This is a genomic window from Acinetobacter sp. YH12049 (genome assembly GCF_013419875.1).
In the GTDB taxonomy this organism is placed as follows: Bacteria; Pseudomonadota; Gammaproteobacteria; order Pseudomonadales; family Moraxellaceae; genus Acinetobacter; species Acinetobacter amyesii.
The window spans coordinates 60367-72915 of the sequence record NZ_VOZH01000012.1 but is presented as its reverse complement, the minus strand read 5'-3'; the positions used below and the strand labels follow the sequence as shown (position 1 = coordinate 72915).

The 12549-nt window shown below is 40.2% G+C and carries 15 protein-coding genes; 10 read left to right on the top strand and 5 right to left on the bottom strand.

The annotated features are described in order from the left end of the window. Nucleotides 1-66: 66 nt before the first annotated feature. Entirely contained in the window at nt 67-1173 is a 1107-nt protein-coding gene (locus tag FTU05_RS07185) for an HPP family protein (RefSeq protein WP_168377935.1), read from the bottom strand. A gap of 275 nt (nt 1174-1448) precedes the next feature. Here FTU05_RS07185 and FTU05_RS07180 point away from each other — a divergent pair, with 275 nt between their 5' ends. Continuing rightward, nucleotides 1449-2030, top strand: coding sequence for a hypothetical protein (locus FTU05_RS07180; RefSeq protein WP_180109050.1), 582 nt, complete (start codon nt 1449-1451; stop codon nt 2028-2030). Next, entirely contained in the window at nt 2030-2638 is a 609-nt protein-coding gene (locus FTU05_RS07175; protein WP_180164746.1) for an OmpA family protein, read from the top strand. Before FTU05_RS07180 ends, FTU05_RS07175 begins: the two co-directional genes overlap by 1 nt. A 291-nt stretch (nt 2639-2929) precedes the next feature. Here the strand turns inward: FTU05_RS07175 and FTU05_RS07170 are convergent, their stop codons facing one another. Further along, on the bottom strand, nt 2930-3217 hold the full coding sequence (locus FTU05_RS07170; RefSeq protein WP_218956003.1) for a 2OG-Fe(II) oxygenase: 288 nt from the start codon (nt 3215-3217) through the stop codon (nt 2930-2932). A 313-nt stretch (nt 3218-3530) separates the two neighbouring features. Here FTU05_RS07170 and glyQ point away from each other — a divergent pair, with 313 nt between their 5' ends. The 8 genes from glyQ to FTU05_RS07130 all read left to right on the top strand — a co-directional run bounded on the left by glyQ (nt 3531) and on the right by FTU05_RS07130 (nt 10722). Then, nucleotides 3531-4514: a glycine--tRNA ligase subunit alpha gene (gene glyQ / locus FTU05_RS07165; protein WP_067666981.1), complete on the top strand. Its 984-nt coding sequence runs from the start codon at nt 3531-3533 to the stop codon at nt 4512-4514. Further along, a complete protein-coding gene (gene glyS, locus FTU05_RS07160; RefSeq protein ID WP_180164744.1) occupies nt 4514-6583 on the top strand; it encodes a glycine--tRNA ligase subunit beta in 2070 nt (689 codons plus the stop codon). Before glyQ ends, glyS begins: the two co-directional genes overlap by 1 nt. 1 nt (nt 6584) lies before the next feature. Continuing rightward, nucleotides 6585-7178 carry a DUF6036 family nucleotidyltransferase gene (locus FTU05_RS07155; protein WP_180041344.1) on the top strand — a complete coding sequence of 198 codons (594 nt, stop codon included), beginning with the start codon at nt 6585-6587 and terminating at the stop codon, nt 7176-7178. Between the two features lie 4 nt (nt 7179-7182). Then, the gene (locus tag FTU05_RS07150) at nt 7183-7569 is read left to right on the top strand and encodes a hypothetical protein (RefSeq protein ID WP_180041342.1); all 387 of its coding nucleotides are present in this window, start codon (nt 7183-7185) and stop codon (nt 7567-7569) included. 392 nt (nt 7570-7961) lie between these two features. Beyond that, a complete protein-coding gene (locus FTU05_RS07145) occupies nt 7962-8351 on the top strand; it encodes a hypothetical protein (protein WP_078189759.1) in 390 nt (129 codons plus the stop codon). A 352-nt stretch (nt 8352-8703) separates the two neighbouring features. Continuing rightward, complete coding sequence (locus tag FTU05_RS07140; RefSeq protein WP_180059395.1) at nt 8704-9351, top strand: hypothetical protein; 648 nt, start codon at nt 8704-8706, stop codon at nt 9349-9351. Nucleotides 9352-9603: 252 nt separating this feature from the next. Further along, on the top strand, nt 9604-10101 hold the full coding sequence (locus FTU05_RS07135) for a hypothetical protein (RefSeq protein ID WP_180054308.1): 498 nt from the start codon (nt 9604-9606) through the stop codon (nt 10099-10101). 111 nt (nt 10102-10212) lie between these two features. Further along, nucleotides 10213-10722, top strand: a complete 510-nt coding sequence (locus FTU05_RS07130; protein ID WP_180054306.1) for a hypothetical protein — start codon at nt 10213-10215, stop codon at nt 10720-10722. A gap of 30 nt (nt 10723-10752) precedes the next feature. Here FTU05_RS07130 and FTU05_RS07125 read toward each other — a convergent pair whose 3' ends face one another. The 3 genes from FTU05_RS07125 to FTU05_RS07115 form a co-directional block, all read right to left on the bottom strand. Further along, the gene (locus FTU05_RS07125; protein WP_180164742.1) at nt 10753-11178 is read right to left on the bottom strand and encodes a hypothetical protein; all 426 of its coding nucleotides are present in this window, start codon (nt 11176-11178) and stop codon (nt 10753-10755) included. Nucleotides 11179-11234: 56 nt separating this feature from the next. Then, complete coding sequence (locus FTU05_RS07120) at nt 11235-12188, bottom strand: 2-hydroxyacid dehydrogenase (RefSeq protein ID WP_180026635.1); 954 nt, start codon at nt 12186-12188, stop codon at nt 11235-11237. Between the two features lie 97 nt (nt 12189-12285). Next, nucleotides 12286-12477 carry a hypothetical protein gene (locus tag FTU05_RS07115; protein ID WP_078189765.1) on the bottom strand — a complete coding sequence of 64 codons (192 nt, stop codon included), beginning with the start codon at nt 12475-12477 and terminating at the stop codon, nt 12286-12288. Between the last annotated feature and the right edge of the window lie 72 nt (nt 12478-12549).

Here is a 12549-nt window from a genome sequence, read left to right as displayed (position 1 = left end):
CTTTTTTTTGTCTACATATTGGCAAAGCCATATTTAAGTCTGATGAATTTAACTAAAGTTTAAGGCTTAAGATTTTGTTTGCTGATTTAACTGTTGATATAACGCGGCAATCATATCAGCACGGCTAATCATTCCCACCAACCGTTTTTGCTCAACAACTGGAATATAATTAAAAGATCTTTCCACAAAATATGGCACCAAGTCTTCAATCGGCTGATCCGGCTGCACGGTCACCACTTTGGGATTCATAATTTGATAAACGTGATTTTCCCAACTGGCTTTGGGGTCTGCGGCACGTTTAAACCATTCCACTACATCATATAAAGCCAAATTTCCCACCAAGCGATCCAGATCACTCACCACTGGCAAACTCATCAAATTGACTTGTTTAAACTTTTCCAATGCTGACTGAATATCATCTTCTGCACGCAAGCTAATCACTTGCTGGCTCATGAGATCACGACAATGAAACTGGCTTAGACCACGACGACTAGCTAACTGCTGTGCTTCTAAAATGATTTTTTGTAGGTCGTATTCACTGATATCGAGTAACTGACTTTGCTGTTCTAAGACTTGCTGAATATCCGCAGGTTGAATCGACACTTTTTGTGTCGGTGTTGGATCTGTCGTCCGTGTATTAACTTGTGATTTTTGTGGATACTGCTTACCTAGTAATCGGTTATAAATAATAGCAACCACCATCAAGAGGACCGAATTTAAAAGGACTGGATAGAAGAGAAAGGCGTAGCCTAAATCATGGACTGCCTCTCCGCCTAATACCGCGGTAATCGCTACTGCCCCACTCGGTGGATGCAATGAGTCCGTGGTCATCATTAAGATAATCGCTAATGCAACTGCGATACTAAAAGCTTCGGTTAAATTAGGAATATACATCGCACAAGTCACGCCAATCAAAGCCGCAAGACTATTACCGACCACCATATTCCACGGCTGTGCCAAAGGACTAGCAGGTACAGCAAAGAGCAGCACAGACGATGCGCCCATCGGGGCGATATACCATGCATTTAAGTCACCTAGCGCTAACCAACTAATCAGCGAAGATATACTCAAGCCAAGCAAAGCACCTACCCCACATAGGATGCGATCTTTTAATGGTAAAACTTTAAAGTTGGGTTTAAGCGTATTAAGCCAAGCTGATTTTGCGTGAAACACGAGATGCCTGATTGATTATTCGAACAGATGGGCGATTATAAAACGAAGTCTCTTATAAGATGTATTTATTTTATACCTTTATCTTATAAAATTTTCTACTGAACAATATCTAATCCAAATTAAAGCCGAAAGAACTGAATAATGCTCACGAGTCAATCACCTGCTCATCTCTCTTATTTCATTAACGTTTTACAACAAAACCTAGACAGGCTAGCTGTTTAAAATTCCCTATAGTCAAAAGACCTATAAAAATATTTGAAAAAAGGATGTTCTGAATGAATAAAAATATCTTCGCAATGTGTGCCCTCTGTGTGCTTGGCTTGGGTTTATCGGCCTGCTCCAAAGAACCTCAACAAGCCAATCCGCCAGCCAATGATAATACACCTCAAGAAATGGCCCCAACTGAAACTGCAAAAAATGGGGATGATCTTATTCGAGAACCAGCACCACAAGTTGAAGCACCAGCGCCTCAACCCACTTTAGCTGAAATCCCCATGAGTAAAGGCACTTTAGGTTTACAAAGCGTCAAGGTGATTGGAAAAATTTTAACTGTAAAAGTGATAGCTCAACCTAACCCTGCCCCAAATGGAAACACTGAATTTATGAGCACATCCATCAATTTGGAACAAACCAATTATATTGATGATGACACAGCCAAAAAAGTAGGACTGCTGCAAGATGATGCTGGCATTTGGATGGCAGCACCTTTAAATGCAACAAATAAAGCTATCCAAAAAGCCAGTTATGAACCTATTTTACTCACCTTTAAATTCCCTGCGCCGCCTGAAAGCACCAAGACCATTAGCATCAATTTAGGTAATGCAGGTTCTTTTGACGGCATACCGGTTGAACGCTAATGAGAACATTACTGTATAGCGCAAGTTTGAGCTTATTGATTGCAGGATGTGCAGATTCCAAAACTGATCCACCGCCTACTCAGACTGAACAGAACGTCACGGAAATAGACAACTCTCAGACTGTGCCAGAACAGCAGCCGAAGTCATCTGAACCAAGTCAACCTCAGGCAGAAGCCAGTAATTTATCGGCTGTCGGTTCAGATTTAAGTGCCAATCATAATGAATTTAATATTCAGGTGAATTTAAGTTCGGATGTGCTGTTTGATTTTGGCAAAGCCAATTTAAAACCCGAAGCTGAACCTGAGTTGCAGCAAGCAGCCCAGACCTTAAAAAGCAAAGGTAAAGGCATTATTGCCATTGTTGGCCATACCGATAATATTGGTTCAGATGCCGCCAACCAAAAACTGTCGTTACAGCGGGCTGAAGCGGTGCGTGATTATTTTAAAGCGCAAGGTATTGATTTAAATTATCAAATCAGCGGAATGGGAGAAAGTCAGCCGCTTAAACCGAATACCCTATCTAATGGTGAGGACAATCCTGAAGGTCGTCAGAAAAATCGACGGGTTGAAATTGTAATTAATAAAACCAAAAGCTTATCTGAGTCATAAAGCCTTGATAAAAAATGAGTCTAAATGGCTCATTTTTTATTTTATGACTAAATTTTTAGTGGTGAATTTTGATTCTTTTTTTGAGAATATCTCTAAACGATAGACGCGCCAAAGTCATATAGCAAACGTTCATTGAGCGGCGATATTTTTTATTCGATTTTCGTATGCTGTACCAAGCCACATAAGTTGCAAAAGACGTTATAAAAGACCGATTACCCTGTTGGTTATTTGGGATTTTTTTGAAGATGACAGGCTGAATTTTCTTAAAGATATTAATTTTATCTATCAAATTTAATCGATTACGCATCCGATACTTAATACATAGCGTGAGCTGCCCTGCACTTCTGTAACCTCATGCCGATACAAATCCGGTCTAAATAATTTAACTCTTGGTAAATCAATGATGCTTCGCTCACATATAAATTCACCACCTGCTTTAGATTTTTTAATCACGATATTCAACCTAAAATGCCGCCCCTGCTGTACGAGATCTTGATGTGGTGGAATCATTGAACCCACAGGAAAATGAAGAAAATAGGCATCACATTTAAGTCCTAAATGGTTTTGTAATAACAACATTTTGTCACAACCCGAATGCTGTCTTCCTTTTTACCAACGCAACCATTTAAAACCCATAAGTCTTTGAATAATTTTATTATTCCTAAATTTCATTGTATTTTTATAGCATGATCATCGTTAACAACAGTATCACTGATGAAGTTGTCTTATTGCCACCATATTTCACCAATAAAGACTCAGCTTCATTTAAAACCCGCAGTGCCTTTATTCTATCTGGCATTAAAAGCCCACTTGTTCACGCGAAACCTTTGCCACACACCCCCAAAATCCTTATAATTGAGCACAATTTTTATCTAATTTTAAGTGGATGACCATGAGTCGCGCCATATCGCATATTGATACCTTCCAAGGCTTAATTCTTGCCTTACAAAACTACTGGGCTGAACAAGGCTGTGTAATTCTTCAACCTTACGATATGGAAATGGGTGCGGGTACATTCCACACTGCAACTTTCCTACGTGCCTTAGGCCCTGAAACTTGGAACGCTGCTTATGTTCAGCCATCTCGCCGTCCGAAAGATGGCCGTTATGGTGAGAACCCAAACCGCCTACAACACTACTACCAGTTCCAAGTCGTGTTGAAACCAAACCCAGACAACATCCAACAGTTGTACTTAGATTCATTAAAAGCCATTGGTATTGATACCCTTGTTCACGACATTCGTTTCGTGGAAGACAACTGGGAATCTCCAACACTTGGCGCATGGGGCTTAGGTTGGGAAGTTTGGTTAAACGGCATGGAAGTGACTCAGTTCACTTACTTCCAACAAGTCGGTGGTGTTGAGTGCTACCCTGTGACAGGTGAAATCACTTACGGTCTAGAACGTCTGGCGATGTACCTCCAAGGTGTAGACTCTGTTTATGATTTGGTTTGGACCAAAGGTCAGTTTGGTACTGTAACTTATGGCGACGTGTTCCACCAAAACGAAGTGGAACAATCAACCTATAACTTTGAATATGCCAACGTTGAAAAAATGTTTGAATTATTCGACTTCTATGAAGCTGAAGCGACTCGTTTAATGGAAGCTGAACTTCCACTGCCTGCCTATGAACAAGTAATTAAAGCATCGCATAGCTTTAACTTACTTGATGCACGTGGCGCAATTTCAGTAACTGAACGTCAACGTTATATTTTACGTGTACGTACATTGGCTCGTGCGATTGCCCAAAGTTATGTCGCTGCGCGTGCGAAGCTTGGCTTCCCGATGGCAGAACCTGCTTTACGTGACGAAGTATTAGCTCAGTTAAAAGCACAAGTTGAAGCTGAAGCAAAAGTAGAATCTAAGGAGAGCAAATAATGTCTAAACATACAGTATTGTTCGAATTAGGCTGCGAAGAACTTCCACCAAAAAGTTTAAAAAAATTACGTGACGCGCTACATGCAGAAACGGTAAAAGGCTTAAAAGACGCAGGTCTAGCATTCGATTCAATCGAAGCTTATGCAGCACCACGCCGCCTTGCACTTAAAATTGTGAATGTCGATGCTGCACAAGCCGACACACAAAAACGTTTTGATGGCCCTGCTAAACAAGCAGCGTTTGATGCCGAAGGCAAACCAACTAAAGCGCTTGAAGGCTTTATGCGTGGTCAAGGCATCACTGTTGATCAAGTATCGACTTTCCAAGCCGGTAAAGTTGAAAAAGTGTGCTACTTAAAAGACGTGAAAGGTCAAAGCCTTGATGTTTTACTTCCACAAATTTTACAACACGCTTTAGATAACCTACCTATCGCAAAACGCATGCGTTCTGCTGCAAGCCGTACTGAGTTTGTACGTCCTGTAAAATGGGTTGTTTTGTTGAAAGACAGTGATGTAATTGAAGCAACCATTCAGGATCACCAAGCAGGTAACGTGACTTATGGTCACCGTTTCCATGCTCCTGAAGCAATTACACTTGCAAATGCTGATGCTTATCTTGATGCCCTTCGTACTGCAAAAGTGATTGCAAACTTTGAAGAGCGCCAAGCCATCATCGACCAACAAGTCAAAGCTTTAGCTGATGAAGTCAATGCCATTGCGATTGTCCCTGCGGACTTACGTGACGAAGTAACAGCATTGGTTGAATGGCCAGTTGCGCTTCGTGCAAGCTTTGAAGAACGCTTCCTTGCTGTTCCTCAAGAAGCACTCATCACGACGATGCAGGACAACCAAAAGTACTTCTGCTTAGTGAATAGCGACAATAAGCTTCAACCTTACTTCATTACCGTGTCAAACATTGAGTCGAAAGATCCGTCTCAAATTATTGAAGGTAACGAAAAAGTTGTTCGTCCACGTTTGTCAGATGCTGAATTCTTCTTCTTACAAGACCAAAAGCAACCGCTTGCATCTCGTAAAGAGAAACTTGCAAACATGGTGTTCCAAGCAGAACTTGGCACACTATGGAACAAGTCTGAACGTATTGCTAAATTGGCTGTGGCTTTGTCGGCTATCACAGGTGCAAACCCAGCAGATGCTGAAAAAGCTGCACTCCTTGCAAAATGCGACTTAACTTCTGAACTTGTGGGTGAGTTCCCTGAGCTTCAAGGTATTGCCGGTACTTACTACGCACGTATTGAAGGCGAAAATGATGAAGTCGCTGAATCTTTAGGTGAACAATACTTACCTAAATTTGCAGGTGACGTTTTACCAAAAACTAAGACCGGTACAACGCTTGCACTTGCTGACCGTTTAGATACGCTCACAGGTATTTTTGGTATTGGTCAAGCGCCGACAGGTTCTAAAGACCCATTTGCACTACGTCGTTCAGCAATTGGTATCTTGCGTCTTGTGACTGAAAATGATTTAGATGTTTCGATTGAAGATCTAATCAAACTTGCACTTGCTGCTTATGGCGATGTGATTAAAGATCACGATAAAACTTTAGCGGATGCTGTTGCATTCCTTGAAGGTCGTTACCGTGCGAAATACGAAGACCAAGGCGTGGCTGTAGATGTGATTCAAGCTGTTCAAGCACTTTCTCCAAAATCGCCACTTGATTTTGATAAACGTGTAAATGCGGTAAATCATTTCCGTGACTTACCTGAAGCTGCTGCGCTTGCTGCTGCAAACAAACGTGTTGCAAACATTCTTGCAAAAGAAGCTGCTCCTGAAGGAAATGTCGTTGAAGCAAACTTAGTTGAAGATGCTGAAAAAGCATTGTTCGCTGAACTTGCGAAAATCACACCTGTGGTTGAGCCGTTATTTGCTGCGAAAGATTACACTGCTGCGTTGTCTGCACTTGCTGCACTTCGTGCGCCTGTTGATGCGTTCTTTGACGGTGTGATGGTGATGGCAGATGATGCTGACCTAAAAGCAAACCGTTTACGTATGCTTGCACAAATTCGTGACTTGTTTACGAAAGTGGCTGATATTTCAGTGTTACAGCACTAATATGACAATCTATAGCGATTCTCCAATTGCTCTAGCAATTTTCGAGCTCTTCTCAGAGCTCGAAAATTGGATCCTAGAAAACCATTCTGATTTACCTCATGGTGCAGTCAAAGCATTTATTTTTGGTGGATGTGCTTTTCATATTCACACTAATGCTCGAGGTAGTAATGATATTGATGCACACATAGAAGCTATCAAAGAGTTAAAGAAAGATGAAATTTATTTATTCCTAGAAGGAAATGATATCGAATATTTAGATAACCATAATCTTGAAACCAATTTAGAATTTGACCGCGGATTCAATACTAGCTTAGCTTCTATTGATCCTGACTACGATGAACGTATAATTCCTCTCGTAACAGAACATGTGGTTGAGGTTTACTTAGTTTCTGGTCTAGACCTAGCCGTTTCCAAGTTAGCTCGTCTATCTGATCGCGATATAGAAGATATTAAAGAGCTATTTCTTAGAAATAAATTCACTCTTGAAGAATTTGAAAAATCAGCGAATAATGCTATGGATTACTATGCAACTCCGCAACAGTTAGAATCCAACATCAGATACATGATTTCGATCTTGTCAGAACTCAGAGATTAATTGTATGGATCAAGTAGAATTTGAAAATGCTTTGAAAAAACTATTAAAGCAGCCCCTAACCTCTGCCACATTTGAGGAGGTTCGACCTGTGGCTGAAGCATTACTGTATTCAGAATTTCTACCGTCCGTTACATTACATCTAAATAGACTAGAGAAACGCCGTCTTGTTTTCTTACTAGAAAAATTTAGACGCTATTCTTGTTCCAGCGTATCTAGAAGACAACAACTCAAATCCTTTTCGCAATCAATGAATGTTCAGCATACTTATAGAGTTCATGATGTCAGAACATTAGTTGATCCTTTAGCTAAAAAATATGGATTAAATGAGGATTTAAATCATCTAAAACCCCAATTGCTCAGCTTACAAACACGACATTATTCTCACGTTTAAATAAATCAATCAAAACCCTTTAAATAAAAATTACTCACTTAAGATTTGAAAATACAAAAACCTTTAGAGCAGTAAGCACAAAACAAGCTCAATATAAAAACAAAGAACCTCTCTCCGTCATCGAATACATCATGATTGCTATGCTCCCGCCAATCATAGCTGAATTTTTAATATTTTCAGGAGCTGAGCGCAACTTTTGATTTTATTTTTCTACCTATACAATCATCATTCTGGCATTACTATACATCCAATATAAAAAACAAAATCAGATAGATCTACCGATCCGTAAAATCGAATAGCATGAATATCTTAGACTAGAACCTTAAGCCTATAGCCAATAATTCACCAATTCCCTATACTCAATCCAACAACACTCAACAAGAATGAAACTTATGAAATTGAAAGCATTCCTTTTGACTGGTCTTGCGGGTCTAACACTTTCTGCATGTACATCTGCACCAACGATTCCACAACTTGAAACAGGTGTATTACAAGAGGTTCAAAACATTGATGTCTACCCAGATACCACAGATAACAAAGCAAAACTGACTAAATTTGTAGATAAATGCGTGATTGAATTTACAGGCAATTTAGAAGAAGCAAAATCGGTTGAACAATGGTCATTTAAAGGCTTAACCCTGATTTCAGGTGGTACAGCAACCTTTGCTAAAGACGGCACAAGTTCAGCACACAATTTTGATTTAAATGCTGCGGATGTACAAAAGAACTTCCTTGCATTACGCGGTCATTTTGCAAAAGATGCACTTACACAATGTGAATAAATGATAAAAACCATATCTCCAAATGGGGGTATGGTTTCATTTTTCCTTGAATCTTGAACTATAATCCGTTCAAACCCATTATTTTTTATGATGAAAATCGTAACTAGAACCACACCACAGCAACGCGCAAATCACATATAAGCCACTGTATTTTCATAAAATTACAATACTACGTTAACTTAACTAAGTTTCCACATTTCAAACTTCCGCGTATCTGAGCTGTTATCGCATTGTGTGACTTATCGCACAAAACCACTTTTTGCTTTTTTTTTACTCTTAAGATGTCCTCTGCTCCAAAAGCGCAAATGCTGAGTGCAACAGCAGCGTTCAATAAAAGAGGACAAATGCAAAGATGAAACCTTTATTTAAAACAACACTGATCACCGCAGCATTATTCGCAACCACCCCACTATTTGCGAACACCGCAGTAGAAGCCAATGCGAAAGTTGAAACACAGCAACCGTCTGTACTGCAAAATCTAAAACAAGACATTAATCAGTCTGCGCATACAGCCGGTGACAAAATTGAAAAAGGCGTCGATAAGACCAAAACATTCACCCAAGAAAAATGGCAAGACACCAAAGAATTCAGTGCTGACAAAAAGCAAGATGCAAAAAATAAATGGGCTGACCTAAAACAGTCTAAAGATGAAAAGTCAGATGCAGCGAAAGCCAAGATCGATGCCAAGGCTGAGCAAAATAAAGCTAAGCTTGATGAGCGCAAAGCACAGCTCGATGAAAAAGCTGCAAAAGACAAAGCAAAACTTGATGAACGTAAAAGCAATGTCGACAACAAAGTTGATCAAACCAAGAGCTATTTAGGTGAAAAAGCTCAGGAAGGTCGCCAATTTTCCAGTGAAAAATGGCAACAAACCAAAGCGAATTTCCAAAAAGGTCAAGAAGCCAATGTGAGTGGCAGTAGCAATGTGCAGTTGCAAACGCCTGTGGCACAAGCTGAAGTACATAGCTCACACGAGGCCAGCTTAGGCGCTCACAAATAAGTAAACTGGCTTTCATACCCTCTCCTCCAGAGAGTAGGCTCACCCTTCGGTGGGCCTTTTTTTGCCTTCATCAAAATACAACCGTGTACAAAGCTGTCATTTGCTGTATTGATTTTGCTACGGCAAGTTTTTTTCGCTGCAATTTTTCCTATAATGCATTAAAACCATTCATCAGATAGAAAATCTATAAAATTCAGAGGTGAAGCTGTGAAGATTTCATTAAAAGCAACGTTATGCATAAGCTTAATATTCATGACACCCATGCTTTGGGCACAAGAAAAAACAGCAGCGCAAAGTACTGAGCAACAAGCGAAAAAGCCTGTGAGCCCTTATGGCGACAATCCAAATTTATTGCATGTGTGGGCCTATAAAGCCCAAGAAGGCGTGGTCGGTGCTGCTAAAAATATTGGTGAAATGACTGAACGTGGAATTTCTAAAATTAAGCCTTCGGTTGACCAAGCTTGGGACAATACGAAAACAGCTACACAAAATACAGTACAACAGGTTGATCAGGGCGCACAGCAAGCCACCCAAAACGTCAATGAAAAATTGAAGCAAACCCGTGAAAATATCACAGGCAAAACCAGCCAACCTGCGCCCATCAGCCAACAGTCGTTGAGTGAACCGTCTTCAGGCAACACGATTAATACGGCTCCAAGCAACAATGCGGGACAAAATAACAATCAATATCCACAAAGTAGTTATCCATCGAGTTCGACGTCTACGACGTATCCAGTGACTGATTTATAATTTAACACCACATTTAAAAGCTCAACTTTGGTTGGGCTTTTTTAAAACCAAAATTGAATGCTGTTGGTCTTTGACCTATGCCTATAAAAACAATGAATTAATGAGAAAAAAATGCGAATTTTATTTGGTATCTTGCTTGGTATTCTGCTCTGCGTTGGCTCTTTGATTGGCTTACAACGTTTTCCACAATTGTTAAAAAGTTATCCACAGTTGCAGGCCATTTTTCCCCAATTGTACAATTCTCACCAATATAACCATGATGCCGAAGGTAAATTATTACAAACCTTAGAGATGCTAGATGACGAAGAATACAAATCGACTGAAGGCAATGAAGCGACACTGTATCAACTCGATGGTCAATGCAAAATAAACCTCTATGTTTTTGGTGAATCCAATCAATCCCTAACAAGTTTCTATTTTCACAATGATCAGATTTTACGTGCCTATGAGACAAATTTGATCTACCCAAATGGTGGCTTTAATCCTGTACCCAATACCAAAGATCCTTTTAAACTCGAAAAAAGTTATTTACGAATCATGATGCCAAACAGTATCAAGACTGAACTTGAATTTGAGCGGATCAAACATCACTTCAATGCTAAATTTTTGAAAAAATGCTGAAATTTAACTATTAAATTAAGCATTAATGCATTAAGCAGTAGGCTTGAGATATCCCCTACGTACAAACGATGCTGTACAAATTTGAATAAGCATCAACAGGCAAAATGGATAGTCAACCCAGACTGATAAACGATCAATATGCGCAACCTCTCCAAAGACAGAAAAATAGACCTGTCCCACAATAATAGGCACCACAACAAGCCATAGTCCCCAATACCAATAGCGATTTAAAAAATCAATAAGCGCTAAGACGCAATGCGCAATAAAAAATACCGAAACCAACACAACTTGTAAGGTCGGCATGAATTTATGAACTTCAAAATCAGGGTTCTGGAATAAATAATTTTCACTGATATTTAGTACATAACTGTACCATGCCCAAGTGATGCATGCGGTAAAGAGAATCAGCATGCAAAATAATCTTAAACTTTTTTTATTGGCAAGATCGACCTGCATAGACATCCCTATTTATATGGAGCATTGTTCAAAAATAATGTTCCTTAAACTCGATTTTAATTCACCTGTCGAATTACCATCCCAGCTTTAAAGGCTTCTACATTTTCCACCAATTGCTGCACAATGCGTTGTCGCGCATCGACGCTGCCCCATGCACTATGTGGGGTAATGATTAAATTTGGAATACTTGGGTCAAGCAACACATTGCCCTGCTTTGGTGGCTCAACGGTCAAGACATCGGTTGCCGCACCTGCGATCTTTCCTGATTTTAATGCCTCGGCTAATGCAGTTTCATTGACAACACCACCTCGTGCGCAATTGATCACAAAGGCCGATGCTTTCATTTGAGCCAAGCTTTCATAATCGAGTAAATCACGGGTTTCCTCTGTTAAAGGACAATGCAAACTGAGAAAATCGACCTGCGCTAGCATCTCAGAAAAGGCCACTCGCTCAGCCACCATAGGTCGATTCGGTAGCGCACCAATCATAATTTTCATGCCAAAAGCTTTAGCCAAATGTGCCACGGCTTGCCCCAATTCGCCATAGCCGACAATCCCCAAAGTCTTACCGGCCAACTCAATAATTGGAAAATCCAGTAAGCAGAACTGATCCGCTTTTTGCCAATTTCCTTGTTGAACCGCCCGATCATACTGTCGAAATGATGTCGCCAAGTTCAACATTAACATCAAGGTATGCTGTGCGACCGCAGCGGTGCCATAAGCTTGGCAATTACACACCACGATGCCTTGTTGCTGTGCTTGTACAAGGTCAACGTTATTGGTGCCAGTGGCAGAAATTAAGATCAGTTTTAATTGCGGATTGAGCTGCATGTACTCAGCATTGATGTGTACTTTATTGCTGATAATCACATCAGCCCCTTGTATGCGCTGGGCAACCTCTGCAGCCGCTGTTGCGGGATAGAGCATCAATTCATCAAACTGTGCTTCTAGTCCGCTAAAATCTAAGTCTTGTTTATCTAGAGACTGATAATCTAGAAATACCGCTTTCATGGCTGCTTCCCTTCTGGCCGATTATAAAGATTCGATTGTGAATGATTAAAACCTGTGATGCACCAAAGTGCAATCGAACAGCATATAAAAAAACCCGCTATTTCGCGGGTTTATCGAGATGATGTTGCAGTGAATTTCGAATTTTGAGTATGACATAAATGGTCAGTATCGTAAGTAACAACATACTGCTGCTAAAAATCAGTATGCTTGAACTAACCCCCTGTGCATAGGCTGAACCCATGGTCAGCACTAAGATGAATAATACAGCAAGCATCTGTGTTGAATGCATACTGATACCCCTCATATTCCTTATGATGTTTTGGGCAGTATGATTGTTTTTTATACTGCCTTTATCTCATCA

Coding starts and splice junctions, on each gene's coding strand:
- FTU05_RS07180 (WP_180109050.1), top strand. CDS start 1,449: ATGAATAAAAATATCTTCGCAATGTGTGCCCTCTGTGTGCTTGGCTTG.
- FTU05_RS07175 (WP_180164746.1), top strand. CDS start 2,030: ATGAGAACATTACTGTATAGCGCAAGTTTGAGCTTATTGATTGCAGGA.
- FTU05_RS07170 (WP_218956003.1), bottom strand. CDS start 3,217: ATGTTGTTATTACAAAACCATTTAGGACTTAAATGTGATGCCTATTTT.
- glyQ (WP_067666981.1), top strand. CDS start 3,531: ATGAGTCGCGCCATATCGCATATTGATACCTTCCAAGGCTTAATTCTT.
- glyS (WP_180164744.1), top strand. CDS start 4,514: ATGTCTAAACATACAGTATTGTTCGAATTAGGCTGCGAAGAACTTCCA.
- FTU05_RS07155 (WP_180041344.1), top strand. CDS start 6,585: ATGACAATCTATAGCGATTCTCCAATTGCTCTAGCAATTTTCGAGCTC.
- FTU05_RS07150 (WP_180041342.1), top strand. CDS start 7,183: ATGGATCAAGTAGAATTTGAAAATGCTTTGAAAAAACTATTAAAGCAG.
- FTU05_RS07145 (WP_078189759.1), top strand. CDS start 7,962: ATGAAATTGAAAGCATTCCTTTTGACTGGTCTTGCGGGTCTAACACTT.
- FTU05_RS07140 (WP_180059395.1), top strand. CDS start 8,704: ATGAAACCTTTATTTAAAACAACACTGATCACCGCAGCATTATTCGCA.
- FTU05_RS07135 (WP_180054308.1), top strand. CDS start 9,604: ATGACACCCATGCTTTGGGCACAAGAAAAAACAGCAGCGCAAAGTACT.
- FTU05_RS07130 (WP_180054306.1), top strand. CDS start 10,213: ATGCGAATTTTATTTGGTATCTTGCTTGGTATTCTGCTCTGCGTTGGC.
- FTU05_RS07125 (WP_180164742.1), bottom strand. CDS start 11,178: ATGCAGGTCGATCTTGCCAATAAAAAAAGTTTAAGATTATTTTGCATG.
- FTU05_RS07120 (WP_180026635.1), bottom strand. CDS start 12,188: ATGAAAGCGGTATTTCTAGATTATCAGTCTCTAGATAAACAAGACTTA.
- FTU05_RS07115 (WP_078189765.1), bottom strand. CDS start 12,477: ATGCATTCAACACAGATGCTTGCTGTATTATTCATCTTAGTGCTGACC.